The organism is Phyllobacterium sp. 22229 (assembly GCF_052056495.1).
GTDB classification, from domain to species: Bacteria; Pseudomonadota; Alphaproteobacteria; order Rhizobiales; family Rhizobiaceae; genus Phyllobacterium; species Phyllobacterium myrsinacearum.
Map to the genome: position 1 here is coordinate 77,737 of NZ_JBQEPA010000004.1, position 17,119 is coordinate 94,855.

At 57.0% G+C, this 17,119-nt stretch carries 15 protein-coding genes; 6 read left to right on the forward strand and 9 right to left on the reverse strand.

Translation table 11 applies throughout. The annotated features are described in order from the left end of the window. Positions 1 to 11: 11 nt before the first annotated feature. From kdpA to ACTJJ7_RS06005, 5 genes are all read right to left on the reverse strand, one after another. Entirely contained in the window at positions 12 to 1,715 is a 1,704-nt protein-coding gene (gene kdpA, locus ACTJJ7_RS05985; protein WP_130272396.1) for a potassium-transporting ATPase subunit KdpA, read from the reverse strand. Between the two features lie 34 nt (positions 1,716 to 1,749). Next, entirely contained in the window at positions 1,750 to 1,839 is a 90-nt protein-coding gene (locus ACTJJ7_RS05990) for a K(+)-transporting ATPase subunit F (protein ID WP_100003438.1), read from the reverse strand. 429 nt (positions 1,840 to 2,268) lie between these two features. Beyond that, the gene (locus ACTJJ7_RS05995) at positions 2,269 to 4,797 is read right to left on the reverse strand and encodes a glycosyltransferase (protein ID WP_440965979.1); all 2,529 of its coding nucleotides are present in this window, start codon (positions 4,795 to 4,797) and stop codon (positions 2,269 to 2,271) included. A gap of 117 nt (positions 4,798 to 4,914) precedes the next feature. Beyond that, on the reverse strand, positions 4,915 to 5,187 hold the full coding sequence (locus ACTJJ7_RS06000) for a hypothetical protein (protein ID WP_440965981.1): 273 nt from the start codon (positions 5,185 to 5,187) through the stop codon (positions 4,915 to 4,917). A gap of 174 nt (positions 5,188 to 5,361) precedes the next feature. Beyond that, complete coding sequence (locus ACTJJ7_RS06005; RefSeq protein ID WP_105734930.1) at positions 5,362 to 5,814, reverse strand: Rrf2 family transcriptional regulator; 453 nt, start codon at positions 5,812 to 5,814, stop codon at positions 5,362 to 5,364. 167 nt (positions 5,815 to 5,981) lie between these two features. On the opposite strand from ACTJJ7_RS06005, the gene ACTJJ7_RS06010 reads away from it, so the two are divergent. Both ACTJJ7_RS06010 and ACTJJ7_RS06015 read left to right on the forward strand, forming a co-directional pair. Next, positions 5,982 to 6,881 carry an NAD(P)/FAD-dependent oxidoreductase gene (locus tag ACTJJ7_RS06010; RefSeq protein ID WP_440965983.1) on the forward strand — a complete coding sequence of 300 codons (900 nt, stop codon included), beginning with the start codon at positions 5,982 to 5,984 and terminating at the stop codon, positions 6,879 to 6,881. A 106-nt stretch (positions 6,882 to 6,987) separates the two neighbouring features. Beyond that, positions 6,988 to 7,191 (forward strand): hypothetical protein, encoded by a 204-nt coding sequence (locus ACTJJ7_RS06015; RefSeq protein ID WP_105734928.1) that lies wholly within the window; start codon positions 6,988 to 6,990, stop codon positions 7,189 to 7,191. Positions 7,192 to 7,234: 43 nt separating this feature from the next. On the opposite strand, the gene ACTJJ7_RS06020 is transcribed toward ACTJJ7_RS06015, so the two are convergent. Then, a complete protein-coding gene (locus ACTJJ7_RS06020) occupies positions 7,235 to 8,470 on the reverse strand; it encodes a cytochrome-c peroxidase (protein WP_440965985.1) in 1,236 nt (411 codons plus the stop codon). A gap of 145 nt (positions 8,471 to 8,615) precedes the next feature. On the opposite strand from ACTJJ7_RS06020, the gene ACTJJ7_RS06025 reads away from it, so the two are divergent. Then, positions 8,616 to 10,172 carry an acid phosphatase gene (locus ACTJJ7_RS06025; protein WP_440965987.1) on the forward strand — a complete coding sequence of 519 codons (1,557 nt, stop codon included), beginning with the start codon at positions 8,616 to 8,618 and terminating at the stop codon, positions 10,170 to 10,172. 16 nt (positions 10,173 to 10,188) lie between these two features. Here the strand turns inward: ACTJJ7_RS06025 and ACTJJ7_RS06030 are convergent, their stop codons facing one another. The 3 genes from ACTJJ7_RS06030 to mtnK are packed head-to-tail and all read right to left on the reverse strand — an operon-like array spanning position 10,189 to position 13,249. Further along, complete coding sequence (locus ACTJJ7_RS06030; protein WP_105734925.1) at positions 10,189 to 10,851, reverse strand: class II aldolase/adducin family protein; 663 nt, start codon at positions 10,849 to 10,851, stop codon at positions 10,189 to 10,191. A 41-nt stretch (positions 10,852 to 10,892) separates the two neighbouring features. Then, positions 10,893 to 11,990, reverse strand: a complete 1,098-nt coding sequence (gene mtnA, locus ACTJJ7_RS06035; RefSeq protein ID WP_440965989.1) for an S-methyl-5-thioribose-1-phosphate isomerase — start codon at positions 11,988 to 11,990, stop codon at positions 10,893 to 10,895. Further along, positions 11,987 to 13,249, reverse strand: a complete 1,263-nt coding sequence (gene mtnK, locus ACTJJ7_RS06040; protein ID WP_440965991.1) for an S-methyl-5-thioribose kinase — start codon at positions 13,247 to 13,249, stop codon at positions 11,987 to 11,989. The genes mtnA and mtnK overlap by 4 nt, the downstream gene beginning before the upstream one ends. Positions 13,250 to 13,394: 145 nt before the next feature. Here mtnK and ACTJJ7_RS06045 point away from each other — a divergent pair, with 145 nt between their 5' ends. The 3 genes from ACTJJ7_RS06045 to ACTJJ7_RS06055 are packed head-to-tail and all read left to right on the forward strand — an operon-like array spanning position 13,395 to position 17,081. Beyond that, complete coding sequence (locus ACTJJ7_RS06045) at positions 13,395 to 14,903, forward strand: sugar ABC transporter ATP-binding protein (RefSeq protein WP_440965992.1); 1,509 nt, start codon at positions 13,395 to 13,397, stop codon at positions 14,901 to 14,903. A 54-nt stretch (positions 14,904 to 14,957) separates the two neighbouring features. Beyond that, positions 14,958 to 15,968 (forward strand): ABC transporter permease, encoded by a 1,011-nt coding sequence (locus tag ACTJJ7_RS06050; RefSeq protein WP_440965994.1) that lies wholly within the window; start codon positions 14,958 to 14,960, stop codon positions 15,966 to 15,968. Positions 15,969 to 16,028: 60 nt separating this feature from the next. Beyond that, positions 16,029 to 17,081 carry a substrate-binding domain-containing protein gene (locus tag ACTJJ7_RS06055; protein WP_440965996.1) on the forward strand — a complete coding sequence of 351 codons (1,053 nt, stop codon included), beginning with the start codon at positions 16,029 to 16,031 and terminating at the stop codon, positions 17,079 to 17,081. Positions 17,082 to 17,119 lie beyond the last annotated feature (38 nt).

Below are 17,119 nucleotides of genomic sequence, written 5' to 3' on the forward strand. Positions count from 1 at the left end.
GACAGGCTCCATCAGAAGGTCTGGCCAAGACCGATGGCGAGGTGCTCGACAATCGGTCCGACAGCCAACGCCGGGAAGAATGTGAGGCCGCCGACGATCAGGATGACGCCAATAAGAAGTCCGACAAACAAGCCGCCATGCGTTGGGAAGGTGCCTGCGGATTCTGGAACGGTCTTCTTGACGACCAGCGACCCGGCAATTGCCATGACCGGGATGATCACCAAGAACCGGCCCATAAGCATGCCGATGGCAAGCGTCAGGTTATACCAGGTGGTGTTCCCGCCGAGGCCGCCGAATGCCGAACCGTTGTTGGCGGCCGCTGACGTATAGGCATAGAGGATTTCGGAGAAGCCGTGCGGGCCGGAATTGCCGGTCGCAGCGACCGCCGATGGCAGCACGCATGCAATCGCCGTGAACCCAAGCATGGCAAGCGGCAGGCAAAGCACGCCGAGCATGGCCATCTTCACTTCCTTGGCTTCGATCTTCTTGCCGAGATATTCCGGCGTGCGGCCGACCATTAGTCCGGCGACGAAAACCGCGATGACAACATAGAGCAGAATGCCGTAGAGACCGGCACCAACACCGCCGATGATGACCTCACCCAGCATCATGTTGATCATGGGCAGCATGCCGCCAATGGCCATGAAACTGTCATGCATGGCGTTGACGCCGCCGCAGGATGCGGCTGTCGTGATCACGGCAAAGAGCGCCGACAAAGCGATGCCGAAACGGGTCTCCTTGCCTTCCATATTGCCGCCATCAAGCCCGAGCGCATGCACCAGCGGATTGCCGGCGGCTTCCGACCAATAGCAGGCGGTAACGCCGGCGAGAAAGAGAACGCCCATGGCGGCAAAAAGCGCCCAGCCTTGCCGTTGATTTCCAACCATCCGGCCAAAGACATTGGTCAGCGCGGCACCGATGGCAAAGATCGAAACCATCTGGATGAAATTCGAAATGGCATCCGGATTTTCAAAGGGATGTGCCGAGTTGGCATTGAAGAAGCCGCCGCCATTCGTGCCGAGCATCTTGATCGCAAGCTGGGATGCGACGGGCCCGACCGCAATGGTCTGCTTTGCGCCTTCGAGCGTCGTGGCATCGACATAGGTTCCGAGCGTCTGTGGAACCCCGAGATACACATAGACGAGCGTCAGAACGATGCAGATGGGAAGCAGTATATAGAGCGTGCTTCTTGTCAGATCGACCCAGAAATTGCCGACGGATTTGCCTGAGGTGCGGGCAAACCCGCGAATGAGGGCGATGGCAATCGCAATGCCCGTGGCTGCCGATACGAAGTTCTGAACCGTGAAACCGGCCATCTGGACGAGATAGGACATGGAGCTTTCGCCGCCATAGTTCTGCCAGTTGGTATTGGTGACAAAACTGACGGCACTGTTGAAGGCAAGACCAGGTTCCGTTGCCGTCATGCCAGCGGGATTATAGGGAAGGATTCCCTGGAACCGCTGCAATGCGTAAAGCACAATGAGACCGCCCAAGCTGAACAGCAATAGCGCAGCCGTATAGGTGGTCCAGTGCTGCTCGTCGCGCTCGCTTGTCCCGGCAATACGATAAAGGCCCCGCTCCAACGGAACGAGGACGGGCGAAAGAAATGTACGTTCGCCGTTAAAAACGCGCGTCATGTAACCGCCGAGCGGTTTGACAAGTAAGATGATGATCCCGCAGTAAACGAGAATCTGTATCCAGCCATTGAGAGTCATAGGTGTAGCTTTCCAAGCCTGGCGTCAGAGGCGATCAGAAACGCTCTGGGCGAACCAGCGCGTAAGTGAGATAGGCAAGAAGGAACAAGGTCACTGCACCTCCGAGAATGTAGTCGATAGTCATTTTCTGGTCCCTTCGATCACAAATTCTCGCAGGCTTTTGTATAAGCTAGCGAAATGAGAAAGAACAAAACGCCTATCCCAAGAACAATAAAGTCCATTTGGAGAACTCCTTATGTAAAAAACATCAATACTTCTGAACATTACCCGGAGGTGTTTTCAGACAAGCAGGATGAGCAGGAGAGTTATGACCTCCTGGACATAAGAATTCGAGACGGCACACTGTGTGGGGATATAAAGAAACTATAAGGATTTGAGCGGGATTTGGCCCGTACCGGCACAGATCAGAGGCAGCGGTTTACTTTTAGGGCCTTTTCTGGCGGCGGTATGTTCGTTCATGCCCCATGCGTTCATTCTCTTCTGCTGTAAAAAGGGCGAGCATAAACCCGGCCGAACCATTGGACGCCGCCAGGGGTGCCGCTCAGGGGCTATGTTATTGGCTACTCTTTTGCGCCAGCGAATGAAGATAATCGTAAAGCTCGGCCGCCTGTCCATCAAAGCTTTGTATGCGGTCTTTGAACGGATTGACGTAAGCAGATAGCGCCGCCCTGTTCGCAATGACCCGTTCCATTGCCATTCGCAGATGAGTACTGTCGGGCGAAATGGGAATGATGTAGCCGTTCTCGCCATCTGTCAGGTCCTCGACGGCTCCGCCGGAATCTGTGGCAATAACCCAGATGTCGCGAAGCAGCGCCTCGCGCACCGTCAGTCCAAAGCTCTCCTTCCATTGAGATGGGAAGAGAAGCACATCAATGTGAGAGAAAAACTCGTCAATGGTGTCCTGGGTGTAGGCCGGTACGATGCGGACGGGATTGTGTGCGTTCATTCGCTTGGCGTCGACGCTGCTGTAGCCACTGTTGAGCGTATTATCGACCATGATGAGCTCGACGCCACATTCCGGAAGTGCCGAAAAAGCCTCCCGGACAAGGTCATACCCTTTGATCGGTGTCGATCCCCCGACATAACCGAAACGGATACGGTCCGATCGCTTGCGCGTGAAGCTTGGCGAGGGCAGTTTAACCCCGTTCTTATTGACAAAAATTTGGTCGTCCCGCAGGCCGTTGTGCATATATAGCTGCTTGAAATAGGCACTTGGCGAAATACGCCCGTCTGCTTTCAGCAAAGCCTCGTGCACAAGTTTGGTACGGTGCTTATTGAAAGCCTTATCCGGCACGCATGCCGCGCAAACCGCTGGATCAATACGCGTTTGAAAACAATACCTGCCTTCACCGGTTACCATGAACTGGCGTTCACACAGCCACCAGGCGTCGTGGAGCGTTATGGCATAGGGAATGCCGGCGGCCTTGCAGACGGAGCCGAGAGTGACGCCCAGCGTCTGTACCGAGTGCAGTTGGACCACATCCGGCTTGATCGCCTCAAGCACACCTTCAAATACCTGGCCCATGGCATCATCCTTGATGTCCATCAAGCGCGTACGCACCACCGGTACTTTCACGGCGAAGACCGTAGCATCCTTTGCGTTGTAGCGGACTAGATCGTAGTCCGACGCATGGCTGTTTGACCAGGATGTGAAGACGTAAACTTCCACATCGTCCCTCTGGGCGAGCCGCCGGGCCATCTCTTCGGCTATGACGGTCGCTCCGCCAAACGATTGCGGAGAAAAATATACATTTGCAAACAGAATGCGGGTGATACCCTGCTCGCGCTGGCGAAAGCGTTCGATGAGCGGTACAAGCTGGCGATGCGCAATCTGCACAGGCGCATAGGCCAGATTGACACTTTCCCGTGCCTGGAAAGCCATTTCGGTGCGAAGCGCGGGCTGATCGACTAGGCGGAGTAGTTTTTGCTCCCATTCAGCTGAGCTGGCGGCCAGAAAGCCATTTTCGCCATCGATCACGGCAGTTCGAAAGGCATCGGCGGGCGAGCAGACCGAGGGCACGCCGAGAACCGATGCTTCCAGAAATTTGATATTGCTTTTGGCATCGTTGAAAATGGAATTTTCTAGCGGCGCGATTGAAATATCGGCTTCGGCCAGAAGCTCCAGATAGCGGTCAAAGCTGACGAACGGGTATCGTTCGATACGATCAGCGAATCCATCAAACCGGTCTTCGATATTCAAACTGCCGATGATGCGCAGCCTCACATTGGGGCGTTGCGACAGGACATTGAACAGCGCGTCGCTTGCCGTCAAAAAATCGATATCATGCGTCTTGGTGCCCGAGCCATAGACGATTGTAACGGTCCGTTTGGGTTGCTTCGTGGTTTCCGCCAAGCGTTTGCGGATACTTTCGGCAATCTGCAGCGTATCGGCGTCGAGCGCGTTTTCCACAACGCAGGCGTTCCTGCCAGTGACCTCGCGCATGGCCCTTGCGAGCGCTTTGGTGGATGCAATGCCTTCATCGCACAGGAGAAGCGCCTCGCGGTAAAGTTTCATCCCTTCAAGGACACCCTTTCGATCCGCCGAAGCAAGAGTTTCAAGGTTTTTGTTGGAAAGGTATCCTTCCGGGTCGAAAACAAGATCGTCGACCTCCCAGAACGTATGAACGCCGAGACGTTTGGCCTCCTTTATCAGCAGGATAGCCTCAGGCACCGCGGGAACGCGGTAGAATATGACAATTGAATGGGTCTGGAGAAGCGTTCGGGCCCTATCAAAGTGCGTCCAGTCAACCACCGCTGCTTCGATGCCGATACCGCGCAATAGCTCCGCCTTCTGGGTGACGCGGTACTTCTTGCACTGCGGAATAGACATCTCAGCGACGATAAGAACGCGTGGCGGCATCAATGCCGGTGCTGGCCGGACAGAGGAGCCAGGATAGAACGATGCAAGAATGTTCTTGTTTTCGTCCGTCGCGGTCGAGAGCAGTGTCGCACGCCTGCTGGTGAAAAGAGCAGTCAGTCTGCCGGATCGAGTGAATGAGATGATGCGGCCGAACGTGCCGGCTACACCAAATATCCGGACCGACTCCGCGAATTTGCGAATGACAAAACGAAGCGTCGCCAAGGGTGCGCTCATGCGTTGCATAACTGATGTTATCACGCGAAATGAACGCGCGCGTTTCATGCGTTCAACAACCGATTGATCGTTGAACCTGAAAAGCGCACCCCAATGTGTTTCCGTTTACTGATTTCCAAAATACGCATTTGCGACGGTTTCGACATCTCCATTCATCTTGACCTTGCCATATTCGAGCCAGACGATACGGCTGCAATTGGCCAGGAGCAACTGTCTGGAGTGGCTGGCGATGATAAGGATCCTGGTCTTGTTGACGAGGTCGTGCAGGCGCTCATTGGCCTTGTTCTGAAAGCCCAGCAGCGCCGCCAGATGAAAATTGCCTACGGCCGCCGTAATGTCTTCCCAGGCGGTGATTTTCCGCGAATTCGCTATGGTCATGTCGACGCGCGTCTTTCTCTCAAATGCGGCTTTGCTATGCCGGCAAGATCCTGCCGGACCTGCCTATACACCGGTTGCCCGAACAATTCCAAGCCGCAAGCTACTTCTGCATTATTGTTATCACGATGCGAGGCCAGCCGCGGCTCCATTGCCTCCTGAAGCCGCCTCGATCAATCAAACCGTTCGTGCTGGCCTCTCGGTCAAGTTCCGGAATCGAAGGTCAAAATCACGCGCGATATCGGACAGTGTCACCTCGGCAAAACGCGACAGGAGCATTTGTTCCGCGGCATCGAAGGCATCCGTCAAAGCTGCATTGACCGATTGCTCCACGAGACAATCCGGATGGTCGATGGCTATGCCGATTGCAAACATTTCCGGGCGCCCCAGTGCCTGGTGCACGTCAAGCAGCGATATTTCCTCCAGCGGACGCGCCAGTATCCAGCCGCCGCCATGCCCCTTGTCGGAGCGGACATAACCGGCATTTCTTAAGCCCGCCATGGTTCGTCGCACCACAACCGGATTGGTGTTCAGCATCTTTGCGATGTTGTCCGACGTGATCGAACCGTCGTGCCGATCCATATGGATCAGAACGTGGAGCATTCTCGATAGGCGGCTGTCATGTCTCATACTGATCATTCTCCCCATCCAAGCATAGCACACGCAAATGATACGTAATAGAATAAGTTACATGACTATTGACGGCAATTTTCATGTAACTTATGCTGTTATTTAATACGAATTCCGATGCGATCCGGCATTGGAAATATCTTGCCTCCCGCAATGAAGGAGCTTCCATGACATATGATGCCATTGTTATCGGCGGCAGTTTTGCCGGTCTTTCCGCCGCTATCCAGATTGCCCGCGCCCGCCGGCGCATGCTCCTGATCGACGCGGGCTTGCCCCGAAACCGCTTCGCCGACGCATCGCATGGCTTTCTGGGCCAGGACGGCAGACGGCCCCAAGATATCATTGGCGACGCGCGGCAGCAGCTTTCCCTTTACCCGACAGTGGAGTTTATCGACAGCGAGGCTGTATCGGCCAGCAAAACCGATGGCGATTTTGCCGTTACACTGGCCGATGGCAGCGAAAAACGGGCCATGCGTCTCATTCTGGCAACCGGCGTGAAAGATGATCTGCCTGCAATCCCTGGCCTGCCGGAACGATGGGGGCAATCGGTTCTTCACTGCCCCTATTGCCACGGTTATGAAGTGGGCGGACAGGCACTGGGCGTCCTTGCCAATACACCCATGTCGGCACACCAGGCACTGCTGATATCGGATTGGGGCCCGACCACATACTTCACTCAAAATGCGTTTGAGCCGGATGCGGAACAGCTTTCCAGTCTGGCGGTGAGGAATGTGCGGATCGAACGGACACCGGTTGCCGAGCTTCTGGGCAATGCGCCCCGGCTTGAGGCGGTCAGGCTCGCTGATGGCAGGGTTGTACCTGTTGACGCCGTATTCACCGCACCCAAAACCAGCATGGCCAGCCCGCTGGCGCAACAGCTCGACTGTGCTTTCGATGACGGTCCGCTTGGCGCATTCATTCGTGTGGACGACTGGATGCAGACAACGGTCAAGGGCGTTTATGCGGCCGGCGACGCCGCCAGCCCCATGGCCAATGCAACGATGGCCGCAGCGGCTGGTGTCAAAGCAGGGGTTGGCGCGCATCAGTCGCTCGTCTTTGCAGCATAAACGATGGACGCTTATTGCGCCTCAACACTGCGCCGGTTTCCGCTTGACTCGGCTGCGCGCGCAGACTCAACTATGATGAGGAAACCGCTAAGATGGAGCGACGATCATGGATGCCGATGAAGCCATTGCACTGATCTCCGCGTCTGGCATCGAACTCACCGATCGCCGCCGAAATGCCCGCAATGACGGCTGGTCTTTGAGCTTTGCCAACGGGTCTATTGTCGATGTGAAGGACAGCGGTGTGCTGTCCGCATCCGGCAACGGCGCTGCCGAGGTGGCAAGGCTGCTTGACCTGCCAGGACAATCCTAGAGCTTTGCGGTTTAAACGAAGAAGGCTCTGACAGCCTGCAGCGTTATTGTTCGGGCTGGCTGTAACCGTCGGTCAGCGTACCGAGAAAGCTGATGACATCCTGGATCTCGTCAGGCGTGAGAGCCGGTGCTTCCCCGACATGCCGGTCAAAGGGCGGGTCCATGTTCACATTGGCTTTGGCGGCCTGCGGCAGGTCATCATATTTATCAACGCTGCCATCAGGCTTGCGCGAATACCAACGCTCTGGTCTGGTTTCCCGCTCGACATAAAATTCCACGGCTTGCTGCAGGGAGTGAAAGACGCCGTTGTGAAAGAATGTCTTTCGAAGTGCCACATTGCGCAGTGTGGGCGTGCGGAAAAGACCGCAATAGTCTGTGCGATTCAGGAAGTCCGTCCGCAGCGGGCCACAAAGGCCCAGATCGACGTAGTGAGAATCCTTATTTGCTGGAATCTCGGGATTGCGCGGCGCACCCAAGGCAATCAAACCATAATCGGTGAATTGCGGCGGTGTTCCGTCATTGCCGCGCTGGCTTACATGGCATGATGCGCAATTGCCCTTAGCGGGTGCATTGAAGAGGTCCAAGCCTCGGGCTTCCTGCGGGGTCAGCACGGCTTTTCCGGCGAGCACCGCATCGTATTTGCTCGTATAGGGGTAAAAGGTGCCGTAATCCTGTTCGAACACCTCCAGCGCCTTGAGGGCGGTATTGACCAGCACAGATGTATCCGGCGTGCCTTGTACACCGGCGATGGCGGCAATCCGGGCACCGTAGTCTGCTGCGATCAGCCGCCGGGCAATGTCCTCATCGCTTTTGTTACCCATTTCAAAATCGGAAAACAGGGGTATTTTGGCTTGTTGCTGGCCGCGATCGACCCGGCCATCCCATGTCAGCCCGCCGGTCGGGCCATTGTCGATGCTTTCGTCCGCATCATCTTCCGATTCAAAAAAGTGTTCGGTGAACGGCGGGACAGCCTGCAAATATTTGAGCGATGGCACCGCCCTCACCCCAGGCTGCTGCAGATCGCCGCCGCCAAGCTGAACGGCAAGGTCACTGGCGGCGGCAAAGCCGTGGGCCGGATCATGGCAGGACGCACAGGAGAGCTTGCCGGAGCCTGACAAGGCAGGATCGAAAAACAAGGCCTGACCGAGCGCTCCGAGCGCTTTCACCTGCTGGCGCACCTGCGCGCGCGATGGTTCCGGCGCGGCTCTGCCTGAACGTTCCGTAACCGCACTGTGCGCTGCCGCGGCAGCGCCAATCGTCGCGACGATGCAAAGGATCACCGTCCGGTGCTTTGTGCTTGTGTATCCAAGAGGCTTTATGATTAGCTTCCTCCGTCAGATCCCCGGGCACGTTTGGACGGCTTGGGGATATGGTGGAGTAAACTTGAAAAGTTATCAACATATAGCCGACAAGGAGACTGCCAGCATGCGGATAAATATGATTGCGACCGCTTCGGTGATCGGTGCCGCCATGGGCGGGCTCTCTCCCGCGTTGGCGGCCGGCTACAATGATGGTCATCCCAACACTCTGAACCTGATCGACACAGTGGTGGTGATCTACGCAGAGAACCGCAGCTTTGATAATCTTTATGGCAGTTTCCCCGGAGCAGACGGCCTGCAAGGGGTTTCGGATGCAGCGCTTATCCAGCTTGACCGCGACAATACCCCCTTGCGCGAATTGCCGCCTGTTTGGGGCGGATTGACCGCAAAGGGCGTTACACCACCGGTCACGCAGGCAGAAACCGAGCATCTGGCAAATCACCCCTACCGGGTCGACGATCCCCAGGGGTTCAATCTCCCCCTCGGCACGATCACCCACGATTTGTGGCACCGGTTCTACCAAAACCAGATGCAGATCGATGGCGGCAAGAACGACAAGTTCGTCGCCTATGCCGATTCCGGCGCAATGGTCATGGGGCTCTGGGACGGCTCGAAGACGGCAATGTGGAAGGTCGCACAAAAATACACGCTCGCCGATGAATTTTTCATGGGCGGCTTTGGCGGCTCGTTCTTCAATCACCAATGGCTGATATGCGCTTGCGCGCCCTATTACGCCCATGCCGACACCAGCCCGGCGAAACCATCGGTCGCGGTGGTGGACCCGGATGGGGTCTCATTGACGCTCGCTGCCAATTCGCCCAAATCCGCGATTGACGGCATCCCCAAATTTGCCGGCGATGGCAATCTCACCCCGGACTTCTACGCCGTCAACACCATGCAACCGCCCTATCAACCGAGCGGCAATACGACTGCAAAGAATGCCGATGCGGCGACCGCGGACCCTGCAAACCCGACAACCCTCCCGCCGCAGACCGAACCGACCATCGGCGATATGCTCAGCCTGAAGCATATCAGCTGGGCCTGGTATGGTGGCGCGTGGCAGGATGTGCTGGACCACGGCAATAAAACGCCGGTTCCCAATTTTCAGTACCATCATCAGCCGTTCAACTATTACGCGAATTTTGCGCCGGGGACGGCGGCACGCACCGAGCATCTGCTCGATGGCGGCCTGGCCGGTTCCCAATTCATCAAGGCAATCGATATGGGCACACTGCCGCAAGTTGCCTTCTACAAACCGCAGGGTGATTTGAACGAACACTCCGGCTATGCGGATATCGAGGCGGGCGATGCGCACATTGCCGATATCATCGGTCATCTGGAAAAAAGCCCGCAATGGCCGCATATGCTGGTCATCGTCACCTATGATGAAAATGGCGGCATATGGGACCACGCCGCACCGCCGAAAGGCGACCGCTGGGGACCGGGCAGCCGGATCCCGGCCATCATTGTCTCGCCGTTCGCCCGCCGTGGTTTCGTTGATCACACGCCAATGGATACAACCTCGATTCTACGCTTCCTGACCAAGCGTTTCGAACTGCCGACATTGCACGGGATCACGGTTCGTGATGATGCGGTGGCCTCCTACAATCAGCCGCCGTTGGGCGACCTGACCAGTGCACTCGACACGACAAAGAGCCAGTAGAACCCCGTAAAGAGGCTCAGGCCTGCTGGCTCATGCTGTATTTTATCTGACGCATCTGGGTGATGACACGCTCCATCTCCTCGTCTGACAGGATCGGCGGTTCGCCCAAAGTGAGCGCCTGGACATAGATGCGCGACAGGGTTTCGACTTCGATGGCAAGCCAAAGGGCGGATTCAAGCGTAACACCCAGCGATATCTGACCATGCTGGCTGAGCAGGCATGCCAGCCTGTCCTCCAGCGCGACGATCGCATTGTCGGACAACGCCTGGGTTCCAAAGGTGGCATAGGGCGCGCAGCGGATCGTCGTCCCCCCGGCAATCCCGGTCATGTAATGGAAACTCGGGATTGCCTTGTTATGGCATGCGAGCGTTGTCGCATAGACCGAGTGACAATGCAGAACGACATTGATATCGGAACGCTTCTGCAGGATGTCCCGGTGAAAGCGCCATTCGGACGATGGCGGCCGGCCCACATAACTGCCATCGAAATGCATCTCGACGAGATCGTCCGGCTGCATGGTCTCATAGGGCAAGGACGACGGTGTCACCAGAAATCCGCGTTCCGTGCGCACGGAGAGATTTCCCGACGTTCCCTGATTGATGCCGCTCGAGTTCATTGAGCGGCACGTCGCCACCATTTCCCGGCGAAGATCGATGGTATCTTGTACTGGTGTGGTCATTCACACATCTTCCCGCTGCTCAGGGTCCCTCGACGGATTTATCACCGCCTGCTCTGCGGAAACAAGGCGCTTAGACCTTCCGCCGAGGCTTTGGCAACGCCCCGTTCGGTAATCAACCCGGTTATGAGACGTGCCGGGGTCACATCGAAAGCCGGGTTGGCGGTCGGGCTGCCCGTCGGTGAAATCTGTACGGAGGCGATTTTTCCGTCGGCTGCCAGCCCCTGCACATGGGACACTTCCGCACCGGCGCGTTCTTCGATCGGAATCTCGCTGATCCCGTCATGAACAGTCCAATCAATGGTCGGGGAAGGCAAGGCCACATAGAAGGGAACATTGTTGTCCTTGGCTGCCAGGGCCTTCAGATAGGTGCCGATCTTGTTGCACACATCGCCGTTGGCCGTCGTCCGGTCGGTGCCGACAATAACCATGTCCACCTGACCATGCTGCATCAAATGCCCACCCGCATTGTCGACGATCAGCGTATGCGGCACACCGTGCCCGTTCAACTCCCATGCCGTCAGTTGCGCGCCTTGGTTGCGCGGACGCGTTTCATCAACATAGACATGAACATTGATCCCCTCCTCCGCCGCAACATAGATAGGAGCGGTTGCAGTGCCGTAATCGACGGTTGCGAGCCAGCCTGCATTGCAATGGGTGAGAATATTGACAGGCTCGCCCGGCTTTTTCCTGGCGGCAATGTCGCGAATGATTTCGAGGCCGTGCAGGCCGATCTGACGATTAAGCTGCACGTCTTCCTCGGCAATGTCAGCCGCCCGGCGATAGGCGGCCGTCATGCGGTCCTTCTGCGGTAGCGGCAGCAGATACTGGCGCATCGTATCGAGTGCCCAGCGAAGATTGATCGCCGTTGGCCGGGTTTCATGCAGCTTGTCCCAGACATCGTGTAGCGCGGCATCGGAAGGATCATCCGCCATGGCGATCGCAACGCCATAGGCAGCCGTCACCCCGATCAACGGTGCGCCGCGCACCCACATATCGCGGATGGCAATGGCGATATCATCGACCGTTTTCAGCGTCACCACTTTGAATTCGTGAGGCAGCCAGCGCTGATCGATAATATCGACCGAGCGACGATCATTGTTGAGCCAGATGGTGTGATAGTGACGGTCTGCGACTTTCACAGGGTAATCTCCTTTTCAAGCCGTTCAATCAAACCATTGACTTCAGCCAAACTATGGATACGGCGCCGGTTGCAGGCCAGATGACGGCCGAACTTAAGCGCTTTGGTTTCGCACCGCGCTCTCAGGTCCGAATCTTCGATCAGTTCAAAATCAGCGTTGTGGGCAAGGCCGAGAATGCGCCGGTGCATTTCAATTCCGGCGAACCCCAGCATGTCCTGCCAGATATCATGCAGCACTTCGTCGAGTGCCTGTTCGGCGCCGAGGCTGTCATCCTGATCTTCGAACAAGGCGCGTTGATACAGGATGCCGCTGCGTTCGGTACGCCAGAGGTGGGAGAATTCGGAACGGAATGTTTCCCAAATCGTCACGACAGCCTCAAGCAGGTAACCGCGCATATCGCGACGGTTGTCATCCCGTTCGTGACCTTGCTGCGCCAGATAATTCATCCAGAAATTGGCAAGCAGCATACCGACATCAAAGGCGATGGGGCCGTAGAACGCGAATTCCGGATCGATGACCCGCGTCTCGCCAGGTGTAACCATCACCGACCCGGTGTGCAGGTCGCCGTGCAGCAGGGTCTCGGCCTTCGTGGCGAACAGATGCTTGAGCCGCTGCGCTTCCACCTTGAGGTCACGGTCGGCACGCAATGCAGCGACAAGCCCGTCCAGCTGCGGCGCGGTATGCCTGTTCAACGGGGCGTTGAAATAGGGATCCGAAAAAACCAGGCTCTCGGTGATGTCGCAGAGTTCGACATTGTCGGAGAAGAGCGCGACATCAGCCTTGCGCGTCGCCGCTTTCATGGAAAAATCCGAACCACGGAACAGGGTACGGGCGAGAAATAGGCCGAGGTCACGGGCCGCATTGGGATATTGATTGCCTTCAATCAGCCCTCGCCGCAAAATAATATGGGGTGACAGGAATTCCATAACGATGATGGCCTGCTCACCGTCGAAATGGAAAACTTCAGGCACCCTGCCCGGATCGCGGGCCGCCTGTCGTGTCAATGCGTGGTATTCGAAGAATGAGCGTTTCAACGGCAATGGCCAGCTCTCGCCGACCAGCCGCACATAGGGCAGCGCCTGTTTGACAATTGCACTGCCCGCGCTGCCTTCAACAATGAAAACCAGGTTCAAATTGCCGTCGCCGACTTCGCGGACCTTCCAACTACCCCAGTCTTCACCGAGCCGTTGCAGCAGCATGGTATTTTGACCGAGCCGAAGCGGCAGCGTCTCCACATTCAGGGCCTCAAACACAGGCATTTCGATATTCCTCCCTGCAAACAAGAACCATTTCTCAGCTTTTGTGCCCTTGCCATCCATTTGTTAAGGCAGCAAACTGGCAAATGTCAATGGCCTTGACATTTGATGATGCGGCGTCCTAGCATGCTCGCAAGGGGAGGAGCAGATGGTCGAGGAAACCGTCTTCCGTATTGAAAATTTGCGCAAATCATTTGGCTCAATCCAGGTACTGGATGGGATCGATCTGCAATTGCGCGCAGGAACTGTCACAATCCTGATGGGTGCCAATGGCGCTGGCAAATCCACGCTCGTCCGGATCATCAGCGGTGTATATGCGCGAACGTCGGGATCAATCAGCCTTGATGGCAGGGAGTTTTCGCCGGCATCGCCCGCAGAAGCCATACGGGCAGGCGTTGTCACGGTTCACCAGAATATCAATGACGGCGTTGTGGCCGATCTGGATGTTGCAACAAACCTGACGCTGGATCGATTGAACGGGCGCGGGGCACGGGCAATTTTCAACCCGCGGCGCGTACGGCGGGAAGCTGCTGCCGTTGCCGAGCGCATGGGGCTGCAGATCGATCTTGGTGCGACTGTCGCCGATCTACCGCTGGCGGAACGGCAGATGGTCGCCATTGCCCGGGCCATGGCGCACGAGCCGAAGGTGCTCATTCTCGATGAACCGACATCGTCCCTGTCGAGCGTGGAAGCAGAACGGCTGTTTGAGGTGATCGACCGTTTGCGCGCCCGTGGCGTGGCGATCCTATACATTTCCCACCGCATGTCCGATATACGCCGGCTCGCCGACATTATTGTGACGTTGCGCGACGGCCGGATCAGCGGTGTTTTTGATGGCCCCGAGCTGGACTATGGCGGCGCGGTCAACGCCATGCTCGGTCAAAAGATCAGCCTCGGCAACGTCGTCACCAGAGAGGCCAGCGCACCGGTTCTGCAGATCGAGAACCTGTGTATCGCACCGGGAAGCCGGCCATTCTCGCTCACGCTGGGCGACGGCGAGATCGTCGCTGTCACAGGTCTCGTCGGCGTCGGCAAGACGGCCTTTGCCGAGACGCTTTTCGGCGTCCGAAGGCCGATATCGGGCAGCATGCGTCTGGACGGCCGCCCCTATGCGCCCCGCACAACCGGACAGGCCATCAATCAGGGTGTTTTCCTTGTCGCCAAGGACCGCGCAGACAGCGGTATCGTGCCGGATTTCAACATATACGAGAATATCAGCCTGCCCTTTCTCAAACGCAGCAGCTTCTTTTCGGTTTCCAGCCGGCGGCGGGAAAGGAACAGGGCGCGCGCGCAGATCGCGTCGCTTGGTGTCGTCTGCCGCACCGAGCGGGACGAAATGGACACGCTGTCCGGCGGCAACCAGCAGAAAGTCATGGTTGCCCGCTGGTTGAGCGAGGCATCTCGCATGCTCATCCTCGATGAACCGTTTCAGGGCGTCGATATCGCTGCAAGACGGGATATCGGCTCGAAGCTTCGCGCCTCCGCCGATGGGCGTGCAACCCTGGTCTTCCTGACCGAGATCGACGAAGCCTTCGAGATTGCGGACCGGATTGTCGTCATGTCGGAACACACACTTGTCGGCGAGCATCGCAACGCCGATGTCAACATCGATAAGCTGCTGGCTGAAATCGCCGGCCAGCACAGAATGGTCATTTGAATGAATACCAATACACCACCAACCTCCGCTGTTGCCCCCGTTTCAAAGCAGGGAATGAAAAACAGCACTCTGCCTGTCCGCGATCTGGCAATCAAATACGGTTTTCTGTCCCTGCTTGCGGGTCTGATCATCTATTTCTGCATCGTGACCAACGGATTTGCATCGCCGCAAAGCGCGGTGTTCATTCTCCAGTCCGTCTCAATCACCGGCATATTGGCACTTGGCGTGACGGCAACGCTGGTCGTTGGCGGTTTCGACCTTTCCATCGGATCGGTGGCGACCACCGCCATGATGGCATCGTCCTATGTCATGGTGGTGATGGGCGGAGATGCCCTGACCGCAACGCTCGTCTGTCTTGCCATCGGCATCATCGTTGGGTTGATCAATGGCATACTGATTGTCTATATGCGGGTCCCTGATCTCCTCGCGACCCTGGGCATGATGTTTCTGCTGGTCGGGCTTCAGCGCATACCAACCGAAGGACGCTCCATCGCCACGGGAATGACCTTGCCGGACGGCAGCGTTGCCAATGGCACGTTCAGCCCGGTTTTCCTCGCGCTTGGCCGTCACCGCTTTGATTTCATCCTGCCAAATCTCCTGCCCGTCTCGGTCGTCGTGCTGATCGTTCTGGCCGTGCTGATCTGGTTTTTTCTCGAATACACCCGCTTCGGGCGCATGATGTATGCCGTGGGTTCGAATGAGCGCGCGGCCGAACTCGCCGGCGCGCCGGTCAAGGCGTACAAGATCAGCGCCTATATCATATCGGGCGTTTTTGCTTCCGTTGGCGGCATACTGCTTGCTGCGCGTCTTGGCCGGGGCGATATCGCTTCGGGCAATAATCTGCTGCTGGATTCCGTCGCCGCGGCACTGATCGGCTTTGCCGTGCTGGGCGCGGCAAAGCCCAATGCATTCGGCACCGGCATCGGTGCACTCTTTGTCGGTGTGCTGTTGCAGGGACTGACCATGATGAACGCCCCCTATTATACGCAGGATTTCGTCAAGGGGGCAGTGCTGGTGGTTGCGCTGGTGTTTACATTTGCACTCTCCAAAAGAGGCAAGCGCTGAGCGGGCCTGTGCCCCGAGGCGATAGGGACAAGTAAAAAAATCAAAAATGGAGGAAATGAAATGAAGGTGACGCGGAGAGTTTTTGCCAAGCTGGGGTTCGGCCTGCTTGGTGCAACCATGTTGGGCGGGGCGGCATTTGCCGATGGCATGCCTGCTCCGTTCGACAATCCCGGCAAGGTCAAGATTGCACTGGTGCGATATCTTTCCACGGGTGACTTCTTCCAGTCCTATCTCTCCGGGGTCGAGGCCCAGGCAAAGGCGATTGGCGTGGATCTTCGTGTACTGGACAGTCGGCAGGATGCCGCCTTGCAGTCCGACATGGTCGACCAGGCGATTGCGCTTGGTGTCAACGGTATCATCATCCAGCACGGTTTGACGGAGTCCATGAAGGACGCGGCACAACGCGCGGTCGATGCGGGGATCAAGGTGGTTGCGTTCGATGTGAATGTCGCCAACGACAAGATACCGCAGATCGAACAGTCCGATCGCGATCTTGCCCGGCTGGCTCTTGAACAGGCCGTCAAGGACAATGGCGAAAGCTGGAAAGCCGGTTATGTCTATGTCGCGGGGATTGCACCTCTCGACCGCCGCGACGAGACCTGGAAGGAATTCAAGAAGAAATATTCTGGCATCCATGAAGCCGCGATGTTCGGAACGATGGACAATCCAATTGCCAATTCGGTAGCCAATCAGGCGCGCTCGGTCATCTCCGCCAATCCCGATATCACCGTTATGTTTGCACCCTATGACGAGTTCGCCAAGGGCGTGAAGATTGCCGTTGACGAAGCCGGACTTTCCTCCAGTGTCAAAATCTATTCGGCGGATATTTCAACCTCGGATATCGCGGCCATGCGTGAGCCTGGCAGCGCCTGGACAGCGACCGCGGCGACCAATCCGGCCGTCGTCGGCCAGGTTTCGGTGCGTGCGCTGGCCATGTTGCTTGCCGGGCAGGATCCGGGTCACAATGTCATTGTACCCCCGACACTGATCACGCAAAGCCAGCTTAACAGCGCCGATATCAAGAACATGGAAGAACTGGCGGCCAAACTGCCGCAATTCGCCCATGCGGATGTCGCGGTGCCCGCATGGATGCCGCTTCCCAAGGGCAAATAACAAACGAAAAAGGCGGCCCGAAAGGCCGCCTTTTTGTT

Bases quoted from the DNA above. Each gene is read 5' to 3' on its own strand.
- kdpA (WP_130272396.1), bottom strand. From the start codon at position 1,715: ATGACTCTCAATGGCTGGATACAGATTCTCGTTTACTGCGGGATCATC.
- ACTJJ7_RS05990 (WP_100003438.1), bottom strand. From the start codon at position 1,839: ATGACTATCGACTACATTCTCGGAGGTGCAGTGACCTTGTTCCTTCTT.
- ACTJJ7_RS06000 (WP_440965981.1), bottom strand. From the start codon at position 5,187: ATGACCATAGCGAATTCGCGGAAAATCACCGCCTGGGAAGACATTACG.
- ACTJJ7_RS06005 (WP_105734930.1), bottom strand. From the start codon at position 5,814: ATGAGACATGACAGCCGCCTATCGAGAATGCTCCACGTTCTGATCCAT.
- ACTJJ7_RS06010 (WP_440965983.1), top strand. From the start codon at position 5,982: ATGACATATGATGCCATTGTTATCGGCGGCAGTTTTGCCGGTCTTTCC.
- ACTJJ7_RS06015 (WP_105734928.1), top strand. From the start codon at position 6,988: ATGGATGCCGATGAAGCCATTGCACTGATCTCCGCGTCTGGCATCGAA.
- ACTJJ7_RS06025 (WP_440965987.1), top strand. From the start codon at position 8,616: ATGCGGATAAATATGATTGCGACCGCTTCGGTGATCGGTGCCGCCATG.
- ACTJJ7_RS06030 (WP_105734925.1), bottom strand. From the start codon at position 10,851: ATGACCACACCAGTACAAGATACCATCGATCTTCGCCGGGAAATGGTG.
- mtnK (WP_440965991.1), bottom strand. From the start codon at position 13,249: ATGCCTGTGTTTGAGGCCCTGAATGTGGAGACGCTGCCGCTTCGGCTC.
- ACTJJ7_RS06045 (WP_440965992.1), top strand. From the start codon at position 13,395: ATGGTCGAGGAAACCGTCTTCCGTATTGAAAATTTGCGCAAATCATTT.
- ACTJJ7_RS06050 (WP_440965994.1), top strand. From the start codon at position 14,958: ATGAAAAACAGCACTCTGCCTGTCCGCGATCTGGCAATCAAATACGGT.
- ACTJJ7_RS06055 (WP_440965996.1), top strand. From the start codon at position 16,029: ATGAAGGTGACGCGGAGAGTTTTTGCCAAGCTGGGGTTCGGCCTGCTT.